This is a genomic window from [Mycoplasma] falconis (assembly GCF_006385795.1).
GTDB lineage: Bacteria > Bacillota_I > Bacilli_A > Mycoplasmatales > Metamycoplasmataceae > Metamycoplasma > Metamycoplasma falconis.
Genome location: NZ_VFSS01000002.1, coordinates 52115 through 67706, shown reverse-complemented (window position 1 = coordinate 67706; position 15592 = coordinate 52115). Strand labels below are relative to the sequence as shown.

15 protein-coding genes are annotated in these 15592 nt (G+C 30.0%); 8 read left to right on the top strand and 7 right to left on the bottom strand.

What is annotated here, in order from left to right; translation table 4 throughout:
• Positions 1–35 precede the first annotated feature (35 nt).
• From nusA to FJO69_RS00920, 6 genes are read left to right on the top strand one after another with little or no spacing between them, the layout of a single operon-like run.
• A complete protein-coding gene (gene nusA, locus FJO69_RS00945) occupies positions 36–1625 on the top strand; it encodes a transcription termination factor NusA (RefSeq protein ID WP_140781135.1) in 1590 nt (529 codons plus the stop codon).
• Positions 1609–1890: a YlxR family protein gene (locus FJO69_RS00940; protein WP_140781134.1), complete on the top strand. Its 282-nt coding sequence runs from the start codon at positions 1609–1611 to the stop codon at positions 1888–1890. Before nusA ends, FJO69_RS00940 begins: the two co-directional genes overlap by 17 nt.
• Positions 1872–3674, top strand: coding sequence for a translation initiation factor IF-2 (gene infB, locus FJO69_RS06670; RefSeq protein WP_140781133.1), 1803 nt, complete (start codon positions 1872–1874; stop codon positions 3672–3674). The genes FJO69_RS00940 and infB overlap by 19 nt, the downstream gene beginning before the upstream one ends.
• Before the next feature lies 1 nt (position 3675).
• A complete protein-coding gene (gene rbfA / locus FJO69_RS00930) occupies positions 3676–4020 on the top strand; it encodes a 30S ribosome-binding factor RbfA (RefSeq protein ID WP_140781132.1) in 345 nt (114 codons plus the stop codon).
• 31 nt (positions 4021–4051) lie between these two features.
• A complete protein-coding gene (gene mnmG, locus FJO69_RS00925) occupies positions 4052–5884 on the top strand; it encodes a tRNA uridine-5-carboxymethylaminomethyl(34) synthesis enzyme MnmG (protein ID WP_140781131.1) in 1833 nt (610 codons plus the stop codon).
• 2 nt (positions 5885–5886) lie between these two features.
• The gene (locus tag FJO69_RS00920) at positions 5887–6318 is read left to right on the top strand and encodes a 23S rRNA (pseudouridine(1915)-N(3))-methyltransferase RlmH (RefSeq protein WP_140781130.1); all 432 of its coding nucleotides are present in this window, start codon (positions 5887–5889) and stop codon (positions 6316–6318) included.
• Positions 6319–6362: 44 nt separating this feature from the next.
• On the opposite strand, the gene FJO69_RS06665 is transcribed toward FJO69_RS00920, so the two are convergent.
• Entirely contained in the window at positions 6363–8021 is a 1659-nt protein-coding gene (locus FJO69_RS06665; RefSeq protein ID WP_140781129.1) for a M28 family peptidase, read from the bottom strand.
• A gap of 75 nt (positions 8022–8096) precedes the next feature.
• Here FJO69_RS06665 and FJO69_RS06660 point away from each other — a divergent pair, with 75 nt between their 5' ends.
• Positions 8097–8627 (top strand): hypothetical protein, encoded by a 531-nt coding sequence (locus FJO69_RS06660; RefSeq protein ID WP_140781128.1) that lies wholly within the window; start codon positions 8097–8099, stop codon positions 8625–8627.
• Positions 8628–8740: 113 nt separating this feature from the next.
• Entirely contained in the window at positions 8741–10354 is a 1614-nt protein-coding gene (locus tag FJO69_RS06655; protein ID WP_140781127.1) for an ABC-F family ATP-binding cassette domain-containing protein, read from the top strand.
• Positions 10355–10392: 38 nt separating this feature from the next.
• Here the strand turns inward: FJO69_RS06655 and FJO69_RS06650 are convergent, their stop codons facing one another.
• From FJO69_RS06650 to deoD, 6 genes are all read right to left on the bottom strand, one after another.
• Positions 10393–11097: a ribonuclease HIII gene (locus FJO69_RS06650; protein WP_140781126.1), complete on the bottom strand. Its 705-nt coding sequence runs from the start codon at positions 11095–11097 to the stop codon at positions 10393–10395.
• Position 11098: 1 nt separating this feature from the next.
• The gene (locus FJO69_RS06645; protein WP_140781125.1) at positions 11099–12061 is read right to left on the bottom strand and encodes a Cof-type HAD-IIB family hydrolase; all 963 of its coding nucleotides are present in this window, start codon (positions 12059–12061) and stop codon (positions 11099–11101) included.
• Positions 12062–12235: 174 nt separating this feature from the next.
• On the bottom strand, positions 12236–12865 hold the full coding sequence (gene upp, locus FJO69_RS00890) for a uracil phosphoribosyltransferase (protein WP_140781124.1): 630 nt from the start codon (positions 12863–12865) through the stop codon (positions 12236–12238).
• A 2-nt stretch (positions 12866–12867) separates the two neighbouring features.
• On the bottom strand, positions 12868–13530 hold the full coding sequence (gene deoC, locus FJO69_RS00885; RefSeq protein WP_140781123.1) for a deoxyribose-phosphate aldolase: 663 nt from the start codon (positions 13528–13530) through the stop codon (positions 12868–12870).
• 10 nt (positions 13531–13540) lie between these two features.
• Entirely contained in the window at positions 13541–14836 is a 1296-nt protein-coding gene (locus FJO69_RS06640) for a thymidine phosphorylase (RefSeq protein ID WP_140781122.1), read from the bottom strand.
• Positions 14836–15552: a purine-nucleoside phosphorylase gene (gene deoD / locus FJO69_RS00875; RefSeq protein ID WP_140781121.1), complete on the bottom strand. Its 717-nt coding sequence runs from the start codon at positions 15550–15552 to the stop codon at positions 14836–14838. The genes FJO69_RS06640 and deoD overlap by 1 nt, the downstream gene beginning before the upstream one ends.
• Positions 15553–15592: the final 40 nt, after the last annotated feature.

The window sequence follows — 15592 nt, the reverse complement described above, 5'->3', positions numbered from 1 at the left end:
TTTTTACATAAAAAGCATAAAAATAAGGAGAAAAAATGAGTACAAAAAGTTTGCAAAATTACAAAGCACAACAAATTTTCGAACAAATTTATAACTTGTCAAATTTAAAGCAACTAGATCGTCAACAAGTTTTAGAACTTTTTGAACAAGCTGTTAATAATGTAATTTTAGGTCAATATGACGAAGAAGCACAATTAGAATTTGTTATTAGTAACGAAGAAAATACTTTTAGAATTATTAACCATAATAAAGTAGTTGTAGAAGATAACGTTACTGATGAAGAAAAAGATAATTTTGCTCCCGCAGTAGAAGTAGAACTTTCAAGAGCTCGTCTAGTAGATCCTAATATTCAAGTTGGAGATTCATTTAGTGAAGAAGTTGATTTAGAAAACTTTAATAAAAAAGATTATCAAAAAATTCTTTCAGGTTTTACTCAATCATTAAAAGAATTAGAAAAATCACAGACTGTTAATAAATATTCTTCATTAATTGGTGAAGTAGTAAGAGCAAGATTCCAAAAAGTAACTAATGGTGGCTTATTATTTGAATTACAAGATGGTACATCAGCATTTATGCCTTCTGCATATATGAATAATAGATTAATGAAATCTTTAACACCAGGACAATTGATCGATGCTTATATTGAACAAGTTAAATCAGAATCTAAAAATGCACCTGTTGTGATTTCAAGTGTAGAAGCTAAATTATTACAAAAATTATTTGCTAAAAATATTCCTGAGGTTGCGGCTGGTTATATTGAAATTGTTAAAATAGCTCGTCGTGCTGGCGAAAGATCAAAAGTAGCAATTAGAAAAACCCAATTAGCTCCAGAAGGTATGCAAGAACTAGGTGCTATTATCGGCGATAAATCAGAAAGAATTGATGTTATTTCTAAAGAATTAAATGGCGAAAAAATCGATGTTATTCCATATGAAGAAGATATAAATAAATTCATTATGAACGCATTAAGCCCAGCTAAAGTTATTGATCTTGTTTTAACTTCAAATGTTGAAGGTTTTAAATCATTTATGGTTATTGTCCCTAACACTCAACATACTTTAGCTATCGGTAAAAAAGGACAAAATGTTAGCCTAGCTTCTGAATTAACTAAAACTAGACTAGATATTTTAAGCCAACAACAAGCTGATGAAAAAGGTATTAAATATAGTTTTGAAAACGGTAATATTACCCAAGAAGAAACTATTTTACTTGAAGAAGGTAAAAGATTACAATCCAACTTTAAAAGAAACTTCAATCAACCTAAAAAACCAAACCATAAATTTAACATTTTGGAAAGTTCAATCGATATTGATGAATTTGATGCTGACTTAGCCGAATTAAGACAAAAAGCCCAAGTTACAGATGATGTTTTTGAAAAACACATGTTTTCAAATATTATCGATGAAGAAATTGAAAAGAACATTAACGATTTAAATGAAGAGTTAAATGACACCGTTGAAGATTACGACATTTATTCAACTTTAGAAGCTCCTAAAAAAGAAGAACCAGAAGAAGATTATGAAAAAATTACTTCAACTAAAATGAAAGATTTCCACGAAGATAAAGATTTAAAAGCAGGTTTAGCAGATCTTGACCTAAGTGATTTAGATGACGAAGACTGATAGAAAATACAGCCGTAAATCAATAGTTGATGGACAAATATATCCAATTAATCAATTATTAAGATTTACTAAAAATAAATTAGGACAAATTCAGTTTGATCCAGAATTAAAACTACCAGGACGTGGTGCTTACGTTTTAAATAATGAAGAACAAATTGAAATCCTATTTAAAAAGAAATTATTAAATCGTGCTTTTAGACAAAATATTGATATAGAAATATATGAATCTTTAAAGGAAGAGGTGAAATTATGAATAAAAAGAATATAGTTCGTAAATCTAACGTAGCAGAACTTAAAGAACAGTTAATTACTGTTGAAACTAAATTACAAGATGGTATATTCACATTCACTGGACCATTAACGATTTCAGAATTTGCCAATAAAATTAAAAAGTCAGTTTCTGATATTATTATGTTTTATTTTAAACAAGGAATAGCTAAAAACTTAAACACAACTTTAAGTGAAGAAGAAATTGCTGAACTTTGTTTAAATTACAACATTGATTTTAAAAAAGAGGAAAGCGTTGACGCTCAAAACTTATTTGACAAAATAGAAATTATTGAAGATCCAAATGATCTTGTTAAAAGACCTCCAATCGTTACTATTATGGGACACGTTGACCATGGTAAAACTACTTTGATTGACAAAATTAGAAATAGTAATGTTATTGGTACTGAATTTGGAGGTATTACTCAACATACAGGGGCTTACCAAGTTGAACATAACGGAAATAAAATCACTTTTCTAGATACTCCGGGTCATGAAGCGTTTACTGAAATGCGTTCAAGAGGGGCAAAAGTTACTGACCTTGTTGTTTTAGTTGTAGCTGCTGACGATGGTATTAAACCTCAAACAATAGAAGCTATTGATCATGCAAAAGCAGCTAATGTTCCTATTATTGTTTTCGTTAACAAAATGGATAAACAAGGTGCAGATCCAGAAAAAGTAAAAAGTCAATTAAGTGAACACGATGTTGTTTGTGAAGAATGAGGCGGAGACACACAATTTATTTATGGATCAGCTTTACAAGGAACCAACATTGACGGTTTATTAGAAGCTATTTTTCTACAAGGTGAAATGTTAGATTTAAGAGCTAACTTACACCGTGATCCAATGGGAACAGTTATAGAATCAAGAGTGGATAAAGGAAGAGGTGTTGTTTCAACAGTTATTGTTCAAAACGGAACACTTTTACCGAGAGACTTTATCGTTGCTGGTTCTCAATACGGAAAAATTAAATCATTAACTTCCGTTGATGGTAAACCATTAGATCAAGTATTACCTGGCACTCCATGTATTATCAGTGGTTTAAATAATAACCCACAATCAGGAGATAAATTTATTGCTATTAGCGACGAAAAATTTGCTAAAAAATTAGCTGATGAAAAAGCCTTTTTAGATAAACAAAAAGATTTAAACGAAAGAGCTTTATTTTCAGTCGATGATGGCTTAAAAACTGTTAACGTTATTATCAAAGCCGACGTTCAAGGTGTTGCAGAAGCAGTTGCCAAAGCAGTACAAAACGTTAAAAATGATGAAGTTAGCGTTAAAGTTATTAGAGCGAGAGCCGGCGAAGTAACGAAAGGTGATGTCACTTTGGCTGAAACTGCAAATGCAAGAATTTATGTCTTCAATAACTCAGTAAGTTCTGAGATGAAAAAACTATCAGAAGCTAAAAAAGTTAAGATTATAAAACACAATATTATTTATAAAATAGTTGAAGAATTAGAAGCCTTAATTAAAACTATGAAAGAACCAGTTTATGTTGAAAAACATATTGGTACAGCCCAAATAGTACAGCTATTTTTCTACTCAAAAGTAGGAAGTATTGCCGGCTGTATGATGCTTCAAGGAGTTGCAAAAGAGTTTGCAAAAGTAGAAGTTTTTAGAAAAGGTAAGTCAGTTTATAAAGGCGTTTTAGATTCGTTGAAAAAGGGTAAAAACGATGTTAAAGAGGTTGAAAAGGGTCACGATTTCGGCTGCCACATCAAAGATTTTGATAAAATACAAGTAGATGACGAACTAAAATTTTATGAGGACGAATTAGTATAGTATGAACACAATTAATCACGAAAGAAAAACCCAATTATTACTTGAATTAATTGGTAACAGTTTTTATGAACTAAAGGATTTTGATGTAGCTAACGTTGCAATTAATGACGTTATTTTATCAAACGATGGATCTCATGCAAAGGTGTATGTAACTTTATTCAAAGAACAAAAAAGATATCTAGAAAAATTAGAATCAATGACACCATTTATACGTTCTGTTGTTGCTAAAACTTGAAAATATAAAAAACTTCCAGAATTAGTTTTCTACATTGATACAGTAGAACCAAATGCTGAAAGAATTGAAAAAATTCTTCACAACATCGAAGATGAAGAAACTAAAGAATAAACTGAATATATAAGAATAATAAATAAAATATATGACTAATATTCCTAATTACGACGCAATAGTCATCGGCGGCGGACATGCAGGGATTGAAGCAGTATATGCATTAGCAAAAAGAAAATTCAAAGTAGCCCTTGTGACCCTTAATCTACAACGTGTAGCGATGTTGCCATGCAACCCCTCTATTGGAGGTTCTGCAAAAGGTATTATAACTCGTGAAATTGATGCATTAGGTGGTGTGCAAGGGCTTTTTGCTGATAAAGCTATGATCCAAATCAAGATGTTAAATACATCAAAAGGACCTGCTGTTTGATCTCTAAGAGCCCAAATTGATAAAGATAAATATTCAGAAATAATTTTGGAAGATTTAAAACAACAACCTAATATAACTTTAATTGAAGATGAAGTTAGTGATTTAATTGTTGAAGGCGATACATGTAAAGGCGTTAAAACCTTAGCTCACGGCGATTTAACTGCCAGAGCAGTTATTATGACTACTGGCGTTTACATGAATTCTAGAATTCTTCGGGGACAATCAATTAAATATGATGGACCAGACGGAGAAAAAACGTCTTCAACCTTATCTCAAAATTTAGCTAAATATGGTTTTGAAATTTTTAGATTAAAAACTGGTACTCCTTGTCGTATTTATACTGATAGTATTGATTTTTCAAAAGTTAAAAAAGAACAATTAGAAAAAAACGAATTAAGTTTTTCATCTAGATCTAATATTAAACTAGATGAACAAACATGTTGTTTTCTAACTCATACAACGCCTAAAACAAAAGAAATAATTTTAAAAAACTTAGATAAAAGTTCTTTATACTCAGGAATTATTATTGGCGTAGGTCCTAGATATTGTCCAAGTATTGAAGATAAAATTGTTAGATTTCAAGAAAAAGAAACTCACCATGTGTTTTTTGAACCTGAAACATCCCGTGGAGATATTATGTATATCAATGGTCTTTCAACTTCAATGCCGGAAGACGTTCAAGATGAAATGATTAAATCTGTACCAGGTTTAGAAAATGCAAGAGTTCAAAAATATGGTTATGCAATAGAATATGATGCAATTAATCCCTTAAATTTATATAAATCTCTAGAATCTAAGCCTCTAAAAAACTTTTTTAGTGCTGGACAACCTAATGGAACTAGTGGATATGAAGAAGCCGCAGCTCAAGGGTTAGTTGCCGGAATTAATGCTGCAAATAAACTAGACGGTATGCCGGCAATGGAACTAAAAAGAAGTGATAGTTATATCGGAGTTTTAGTTGACGATATTGTTACCAAAGGCACAAGCGAACCTTATCGTATGTTGACAAGTAGAGCTGAATATCGTTTATTATTAAGAAACGATAATGTTGATGAACGTTTAAATGATTATGCTTACGAAAACAAAATGATAAGTGAAGAGCAATGAAAGAAAACAAAAGAAAAATATGCTTTTATTCAAAAAACAATTGAAGAATTGAAAGATAAATATGTTTCTTCAAAAGGTTTTTTAGGCGAAAAATATAATGTTGTAAATGGTATTTCTTACTTAAAACTCTTAGCTAATCCTGAAGTTGATCCAGTTGATGTTTTAGGAGAAGATTTCTCTTACATCGATGAATTAACAATTCAAGTTAGATTATTCGGTTATCTTAAAAAACAAGAATCTGCGGCTGAAAAAATGGCTAGATTAGAAAAATTAAGATTACCAGAAGACATTGATTATAACTTAGTTGATAACTTGGCAACCGAGGCAAGACAAAAGCTTTCTAAAATTCGTCCAACAACCATTGGGCAAGCTTCAAGAATTAGTGGAATAAACCCTGCTGATATTCAAATGTTGATGTTTTATTTAAATAATCGTCATAAATCATAATAATGAAAATAAATATTATAGCTGTAGGATCTTTAAGCAAAGAATACAAAATTTTATATGATTCTTACCTTAAAAAAATTAGCTTTTTTGCTTCTATAAATCTAATTGAAATCAAAGAAGTAGTCAACGATAATATTAATTTAAAAATTGAAAAAGAAACAAAGCTTATTTTAGAAAAAATACCTAAAAATTCAAAAGCTATTTATTTATCTTTAAGAGGTAAAAAAATAAATAGTGAAGCTTTTTCTGATTTGTTTGTTGAAGATAATATAACTTTTGTTATTGGTGGTTCCAACGGCGTTGATGAAAGTTATTTTGCTAATAAAATATGTTTTAGTGATTTAACTTTTCCACATCAACTTTTTAGAGTTATGTTAATAGAACAAATTTATCGCGGATTGGCAATCAAAAATAATATTAAGTATCATAAATAATTTAAAAACCAGAGTTTTTACTACTCCGGTTTTTATTATGCTAATTAAATGACTAATTGTAAACGATCTTCAATAACCTTTTTGCTTCCATCAGGTTGGTCTCCGGTTGTTGTAAGTCTTGTAGCCATTGTATTGAAGTATAAAATTAATACATCGTAAACTACTTTAAGTTGTTTGTAAATTTTAGATCCAATATTTTTATTTAATCAGTCAGGTCTGTCTAAGTCGCTATGTCAAATATTTCCACTTACTAAATAATCGTCAACTGTTTTGCCTTCTGGTAAAACATAAAGTTCTAATTCAGTTCCGTTCTTTTGGACTTTGTTGTAACCTAAAACTGTTCCATCTTGTAAAATGTAAGCTTGCGGATTAGCAGTTTGACTATATCCATCAAAAGCATTTTCTTTAGATCAAATAAAAAAGTTAGTTGATTCTAAGTAAGCAATAGGAACATCTACTTTTAAAGCAAATGGAGCGTGGTCTGATCAAGTACCAGTTTCTCCGGCACGGTATCCACCTTCTTCAACTTGTGGGTGAATTTCTAACATATAGCCAACGTCATTTTTTTGTAAAGCTAATTGACTAGCTAAACCTGAAATTTGATCTCTAACTTTTGTGCTGGTGTTTCCAACTGCGTCCAAGAAAGGATCTGAGTTAGCTGAGTGAACGTAAACTCTATCTCCTCCAGCAATTGTATCCATATTAATCATTGCTAAGGTTGTTTCTTTTAATGGATTGTAAACAAGTTTGTTTGTTTTGGTTCCATTTTCTTCAACTTCTTCTCTGCCTTTAATAAACATTTGTTCTACAAATGCTTGTGTTCCTAAAACTCCTAATTCTTCTGCGTCTGCAAAAACAATGTGTAATCTAACGCCTAAGTGTTTTCTATTTTCTGGTTTTGAGAAGTAATCTAGTAAAGCTAAGTTAACACCAACAGATGTACCGTTGTCAGTTGCTCCTCAAGAAGCTTTTTCAGGTCCTTCTGATGTTGAGTCATAGTGAGAAACAATGAAGTAATCTTTCATTTCTTTTTCATCTTTAACCAAATCAGAAGAAGGGTTAATAGTTACAACAATATTTTGTCCTAATTGATTGTAAGAATATTGTCCTGCGTTTACTCTATCTTTTGTATCAAACAAGAAAGTTTGAGTAAAGAAACCATCTTGTTTCATTTTGTTAGTGTAATCTTCGGTTTTAGCTGTGTCAATAGTTACGTATTTAGCTCTACCTACAAGAACCTGTCTGTTGACTTCTGCAACTTGATTTTTAGTTCTTGTAGTTGTGCCTTCTTGAAATTCAACATCTGTTAAAGCTGGGTATTCAATATCTTCTTCATTATGTGATGTATATCCCATTTCAGCTAATTTATTTAATAAATAATTATAAGCGTGGTAGCTTCCATAAATAGCTTGTTTTTCATCTAATTTTTGTCCTTTTACAAAAGGATTTTTAGCAACTAATTGACTTGCTTTAACCTTGGTTAATGGTGCAACACCTTCTAAACCTTTAGCTGATCCACCTTCGAAGTTGTATACGTTTCCGGCTTGACGACCATGGTTGCCTTCTATATATTCATCATAAAATTTAGTAGTTTCGAATTTAGATTTATCGATTTCATTTCCTCCACATGATATAGTAGCTAATGGAGCTGCAATAAAGGTTGATAGTAAACCTAGTGATAAAATCTTAGTTTTAATTTTCATTTAAAAATACTCCTTTTATATAGACATATAAGCAAAGTCTACATAAAAATTATAAAACGATGCTACAATACAGATATGAAATTAAAAAATATTGCTTTTTCTTTAATACCTGTTTCTTTGATTGCAACCCCTCTTGTAGCAGTATCTTGCAACAATGATAAACCAAGTAATAATCCAAGTAGTACATTTGATCCAAGTAAACTAAAATCACAATTAAGTTCAACACAACTTAAATATATTAAAGATGGTTTATATTTATCTGCAACTGCGAGTGCAATTAAAAAATATGATCAATCATCAGATAAAAAAGATTACGTTAAAAACACATTATTTACTTCAATACCGAAGGAATTTACAAGCACTAAAATAGATCCTAATGGGTCTAATTGAAAAGAAGCTGATGAAGTTTTAAAATATAAATCTTTTACTGATAATTTTATGTTAGAAATACCCGACATGAGTTTTTGTAGAGGCACGCATAAATTATTAATTACTTTTTATTATGATGAAAATACTAATACAATCAAACTTTATTACTTGGTTCAATGTTTAACAAGAGTTGGCTATGAACAAATGGATTTTATTGTTTATAACCCAGAAGAATAATTTGAAATTCTAGCTAAAAACAAGCTAGAATTTTTTATTTTATATTGAGGTTTTTATTGCTAAACGCTCTTATGTTATAATAATTACATTTTATGTAATTATTGGAGGTTAATATGTTAGATGTTTGCGGAATTTCTAAGGTTTTTCCAGATAAAAAGTTATTTACTAATGTTAATTTAAAGTTTTTACCAGGTAATGTATACGGTATTATTGGGGCTAATGGAGTTGGTAAGTCTACATTTTTAAAAATTTTATCAGGCGAAATTGAAGCTTCAGAAGGTCAAATTGTACAAGAAAAAAACACTAGAATGAGTGTTTTATCACAAAACCAAAACGAGTTTGATGAATACAACGTTACTGACGTTGTTATTATGGGTAATAAAGAACTTTACGCTATTAGTCAAGAAAAAACTAAAATTTATGAAAACCCAGATGCAACAATGGAAGATTATGAAAGAGCCAGCCATTTAGAAGAAAAATTTGGTGAAATGGGTGGTTGAAATGCTGAAAACGATGCACGAATTTTATTATCTAATTTAGGCTTAGAACCTGACAAATGAAATATGAAAATGTCAGATTTAAAAGCAAATGAAAAAGTTAAAGTTCTTTTAGCAAAAGCTTTATTTGGCAATCCTGACATTTTAATCATGGACGAACCAACTAACCGTTTAGATCTTAAAACCATTAAATGACTAGAAAACTTTTTAATGGATTATCCTAATATTGTTATTGTTGTTTCCCATGACAGTGACTTTTTAGATGCCATTTGTACTCATATTATTGATATTGATTATTCAGAAGCTAAACAATTCGTTGGAAACTATAGCTTTTGAAAACAATCAAGTCAATTGTTAATTGAAATGCAACAAAAAACTAATATGCGTAAAGAAGAACAAGCTCAAAAATTAAAAGAGTTCATAGCTCGTTTTTCAGCTAATGCTTCTAAATCAAAACAAGCAACCAGTCGTAAAAAACTATTAGAAAAAATAGTTATTGACGAAATTAAACCTTCTTCAAGAAAATATCCTTATATTAATTTTGAATTAAATCGTCAACCTGGTAAACAAATTTTAAGTGTCGAAAACCTAACTTATAAAAACGAATTTGGAGACACCTTATTTGAAAACGTTTCATTTACTTTAAGACCTGGCGATAAGATGGTTATTATTGGTAATGACGACATTGCTAAAACAAGATTATTAGAGATTTTAATGGGGAAAAGAACACCAACTTCTGGAACAGTTAATTGAGGAATTACAATTAAACCAAATTACTTCCCAAATAATAATTTAGAATACTTCCAAGAAGAAGAAACTATTTTAGAATGAATTTCTAAATGACCACTAAATAATTCAACCCAAGAAACAAAAGATAACTCAGACTCAAGAATGCGTTCATTTTTAGGTAGAATGCTATTTTCAAATGATAGTGTATTTAAAAAAGTTGGCGTAACTAGTGGTGGAGAAAAAGTTAGATTAATGATGTCAAAATTAATGTTAGAAGAAAGTAACTTTTTAATTTTCGACCAGCCATTAGATCACTTAGACTCTGAATCAATCGATAGCTTAATTGAAGCAATTAAAAATTACAAAGGTTCTGCAATTTTTACAACTTACAACCGTGCAATGATAAAAGAATGTGCTTCTGTTATTTTAGAGATTAAACCAAAAGAAAGTTACTTATTTTACGGAAATCTTGACGAATACGAAGAAGCAATGGGATATTAAAATATACAAAAAGCTAGCGTTAATAATTTGCTAGCTTTTTAATTTTTCATTGATAATAATTTAGCTTTTTGAGTAGTTTTAAAACTTATTTTAGCTACATCCTTTAATTTTTCTAGACCGTATTTATTTATAAATTTTGCTGCTGCTTCGTCAACCTTAGTGCTTGCTCCTAATGGAAATTCAAAACTTCATTCATGGTTTTGTTTTCCTATTAAATCTAGTAATATTTTACGAGCAATAATCGACGCACAAGCAACTGCTATTGATTTATCTTCGGCTTTAGTTTCTAAATAAATATTAGATAAAGGTTTGGATCAGCCATGCTTTTCTGCAAATAGATTCGATAATTTAACAATATGTTTTTCTAATATACCTTCATTTTGAGTATATTGATCAATAATGATGTTTAAGCCTTTTAAGTTTTCTTTATCTTGTAAGCTATTAATTGTTTGAAAATGCAATAGGGTTTTTATTTCGTTATTGTTAATTTTAGATTCAATAAGTTTGTTGTAACCTTTTTGCGTTAATATAGATTTTTTATATTTAACTAAGTTTAATAATTCGGGGTATATTGCTTTTATTTTTATATCAGATAGTTTTTTACTATCTTTTACACCTAATTCTTTAACTTTTTCTATGTTTTCCTTAGGTACATAACAAGCAACAAATACTATTGGTGTAAAGTAATCACCTACACCAGTTTCGTCTGCCCCAATTAATAAATCATAGTCAATGTTTGTCATCTTATTTCTTTTCTTCTTTTTTATTATAAAAATTATCTGCTTTAACTGTTTTTAATTTTTTTGCTTCTTCTGCTTTTCTTTGACGTCCCATTTCGATATATTCTTCTGGATTATCTAAGAAAGCATTAATGAAATAACCAACAGCACCTTCTTTGTTTGTTTTATCCATAACAACGGTTGAAAGTTCTTTAATTAAAGGTTCTGCGTTAGCAGGAGCAACACCAACATTTCCTATTTTATACATACTTACGTCGTTATATGAATCTCCCATAACAACTGTGTCATCAATGTTGATGTTGTAATATCTCATCATTAATGAAATAACTTTTCCTTTGTCGACACCAATAGATGTAATGTCAAATACAGGGCTTAAACCTTCTCCTTTAGATCAAGAAGAAAACTCTCCTAGATCTCCGTATCTTCTTTTTAGATATGTTAAAAGTTCAACAACATTAGTGTCTTTTTTAGCATCAAAAACAATTCCAGTAGGTTTTAAAGGTAGTTTTTCTAAATTTATTTGTTCTCTAAATTTAGTTGCTTGGTTAAATCCAAAAACTTTTTCCAAGTTAGGATCTCGGTGCATTAATTGAACTCAGTCTGGTCCTTCGATTGCATAATTTGAAATTTCTTTTTTAACTTTTTCATCTCCTAAAATATATAAAACTTCATTTAAGTCTAAATATGAAATAGTTGGAATAAAGAAAGGATCTGCTGGGTTATGGATGTGCGCTCCGTTGTAATTTCCAACAATAGCGTTTAATCCTAATTTTTCATAAATTGGCATTGTAGATCTTCAAGGTCTACCAGTAATTATTGAAACGATGTGTCCTTCTTTGACAGCTCTTTTGATAGCTTTTTCAGTTTCTGGGTGAATTGTTCCAGCACCTGAGTCGGCTAATAAAGTACCGTCTAAGTCTAAAGCAAATAAAAATCTTCTTTGATTTGAATCTTTATTGTAAGCCATTTTCATTCCTTTCTAAAATGTTTACAAATTAATTTTACTTTATTTAATTTTATTTTTCTTTTTAAATTGTGTTGATTTTTAAGAAAAATAAGCGAATTTTATTGCTTTATTTTTTAAAAACTTTGCAAATAAAAACAGCAATAAAACATTTTTATCGCTGTTAAATTATTTTTATTATTTATCTTTTGTCCCAAAAATACGATCCCCAGCATCTCCTAAGCCAGGTAGAATATATTTTTGTTCGTTTAAGATTGCATCTTTAGCTGCTAAATATATATCAACATCTGGGTGTTCTTGTTGAATTTTATCAATCCCTTCTTGAACACCAACAAGACAAACTAATTTAATATTTGTAAATCCTAAATTTTCCATCTTAGTAATAGCATCTGAGGCGGAACGACCGGTTGCTAACATAGGATCAACAATAATTACATAACTATCCTTAGCTACGTCAGGTATTTTGAAAAAGTATTCTTCCACTTTACCTGTCTCTTCGTTCCTATACATACCTATATGTCCCACTCTAGCCTCTGGAACAAGGTTTAAAATACCGTTTACCATCCCTAAACCTGCTCTTAAGATAGGAATGATAACAATTTCTTTATTATAAGTTTGTCCAATATATTCCATCCCCATAGGAGTTGTAATACTTATAGGTTTGGTTTGATAGTCTCTAAGCATTTCGTAAACCATCAAAGACGAAATTTCTTCTAAGTTTCTTCTAAAATCTTGATGTTTAGTATTAACTGATCTCATTGCTGTTAGTTTAGAGTCAATTAATGGATGTTGATATATTTTAAGCATAACTAATAACCACCTTTAGCTTCTGTTCCTTCCATTATTGCAACAGATTTTGATGTACCAAGACGATCTGCTCCCAATTCAACCATTTTTAAAGCATCTTCTTGGTTTTTAATTCCACCCGAAGCTTTAATTAATAATTTCTCATTTCTTTTTTCGTTCATTATTTTAACATCATCAAATGATGCTCCACGATATGAAAAACCGGTTGAAGTTTTAATAAAGTCTGCTCCTGATTGGTTTACTATTTCTGTAATCTTAGCTATTTCGTCATTAGTTAGTAAAGCAGTTTCAACAATAACTTTTAAAATTTTGTTTCCGCAAGCTTCTTTAATTGCTTTAATTTCATTTAAAACGTATTCGTATTGTTTTTCTTTAAAACGTCCAACGTTAATAACCATATCAATTTCATCAGCACCGTGTTCGATAGCTATTTTGGTTTCGAATACTTTAACGCTGGTTGCATTATATCCTAGTGGAAAACCAATTACAGTGCAAACTAAAACGTCTGTGTTTTTTAGTTGTTCTTTTGCGTATTTCACATATGAAGGTGCAACACAAACAGATTTAAAATCATATTTTTTTGCCTCATCAATTAACTTGTTGATGTCTTTGTGAGTAGCTGATGGTGAAAGGTTTGTGTGATCAATATATTTATTTAAATTCATATCTTTCCTTTTAATAAAGTTTGGCAAAAACTTCTTTAATATCAAATTTATTTTCGCTAAATTCTATTGCATTAATTAATTCTTTTTCTAATTCTACATTTATAGGTTTTGAAGAATAAAGTGTAAATAATGTATCGCCTTTTTCAACATAATCATTTGAAGCTTTATTTAAATAAATTCCTGCTTCAAAATCAATGTTGTCTTCTTTTTTAGCTCTACCTGCTCCAAGTTTCATAGCTACTAAACCAAAATCAATTGCTGATTTTATTTTCAAATAGCCTTTTTCAGCAGCTTTAATTTCATGTTTATAAGCCGGATTAAATCATCCTTCTTTTTCTACAAGTTCTACTTTTCCGCCTTGGGCTTTAATTCATTCTTTAAATTTATTATAAGCTTCGCCAGAATCGATAACGTTTTTAATCATCATTCTAGCTTCTTCTTCGTTGTTTGCTTTATTAGCTAGCATCAATAAAGTGCTGCCTGATGAGTAAACTATTTCGGTAAAATCTTTTGGTCCATTACCTTTTAAAGTTTCTACTGCTTCTAAAACTTCTATTTTATTCCCAATAGTTCTTCCTAAAGGTTGTTCCATATTAGTTATTTCAACAGCAATTTTTCTACCTAAAGCTTTACCAATTTCAATCATTAATTTGCCTAATTGTTTGGCTTGATCAATGTCTTTCATAAAAGCGCCATTTCCGCATTTTACATCAAGTAAAATACAGTTTGAACCCGTAGCTAATTTTTTAGACATAATTGAAGAAGCAATTAAAGGTATTGATTGGACTGTTGCAGTAACATCTCTTAAAGCGTATATCTTTTTATCGGCTGGCACTAATTTTGTATTTTGGCCTACAATAGCAATGTTGTGTTTTTCAACAACATCTTTAAATTCTTGATCACTTAATAAAAAGTTATAGCCTTCGATAGATTCTAATTTATCTAAGGTTCCGCCGGTGTGTCCTAAACCTCTTCCCGACATTTTAGCTACCGTTAATCCTAACGCAGCTAAAATAGGGCATAAAGCAATACTTACCTTGTCTCCAACCCCTCCGGTTGAGTGTTTGTCAACAATAGTTTTGCCTAAAAAGCTTCAATCTAAAACTTCACCGGAATGCATCATACTATCAGTTAAATAAGCTGTTTCTTCATCACTTAATCCATTAAGTCTAATTGCCATTAACATAGCAGAAGCTTGATAATCAGGAATTTCATTATTTACATAACCGTTTATAAAAAAACTTATTTCTTCTTTTGATAACTTTTGGTTATCTACTTTTTTATTAATAATATCGATAATACGCATTATTGAAAATCTTTCGCTAATGATAAAGCTAATTTCATCATTTCTTTAAAAGCGGTTTGTCTTTGTTCACTGGTTGTAAATTCTTTTGTAACTAAGTTATCTGAAATGGTTAATAAAGTAGCGGCTTTTTTACCTAATTTTTCAGCTACGGTAAATAAAGCATAAGCTTCCATTTCAACACATACAGCACCACCTGACATTTTTACTCTTTCTTCCATTGGAATAGCTGAGTAAAAGGCGTCCTCGGTTAAAATTCTTTCTTCATGAACTTTCATATTAAGTTCTTTAGCGTTATTTTTAATTAATTCGTTTAAATTTTTATCTGGATGAGCAACTGGATTATTATCTCCTAAAATTAAGTTAGCTCTAAATGGAGTATTTTGTGAGTAAGCAGATTCTGCTAAAACCATTTCAAAGTTTTTAATATCTTCTCTAAATGATCCGGCTGTTCCAATTCTAACAATTGCTTCTACTCCATATTCTGAAAATAATTCATAAGAGTAAATTCCAATGGAAGGTACTCCCATTCCAGAAGCACATATTGATACTTTGTTTCCTTGGTAATATCCTGTATACATAAATACATTTCTTACATTAGAAACTAGTTCAACATTTTCTAAAAAATTATCAGCAATAAATTTTGCACGTAAAGGATCTCCGGGCATTAATACTAATTTAGCAAATGCCCCATCTTTTGCATTAATATGTGGTGTCATTAAATTCTCCTTTAATATTAAAATCTACATACAACTATAA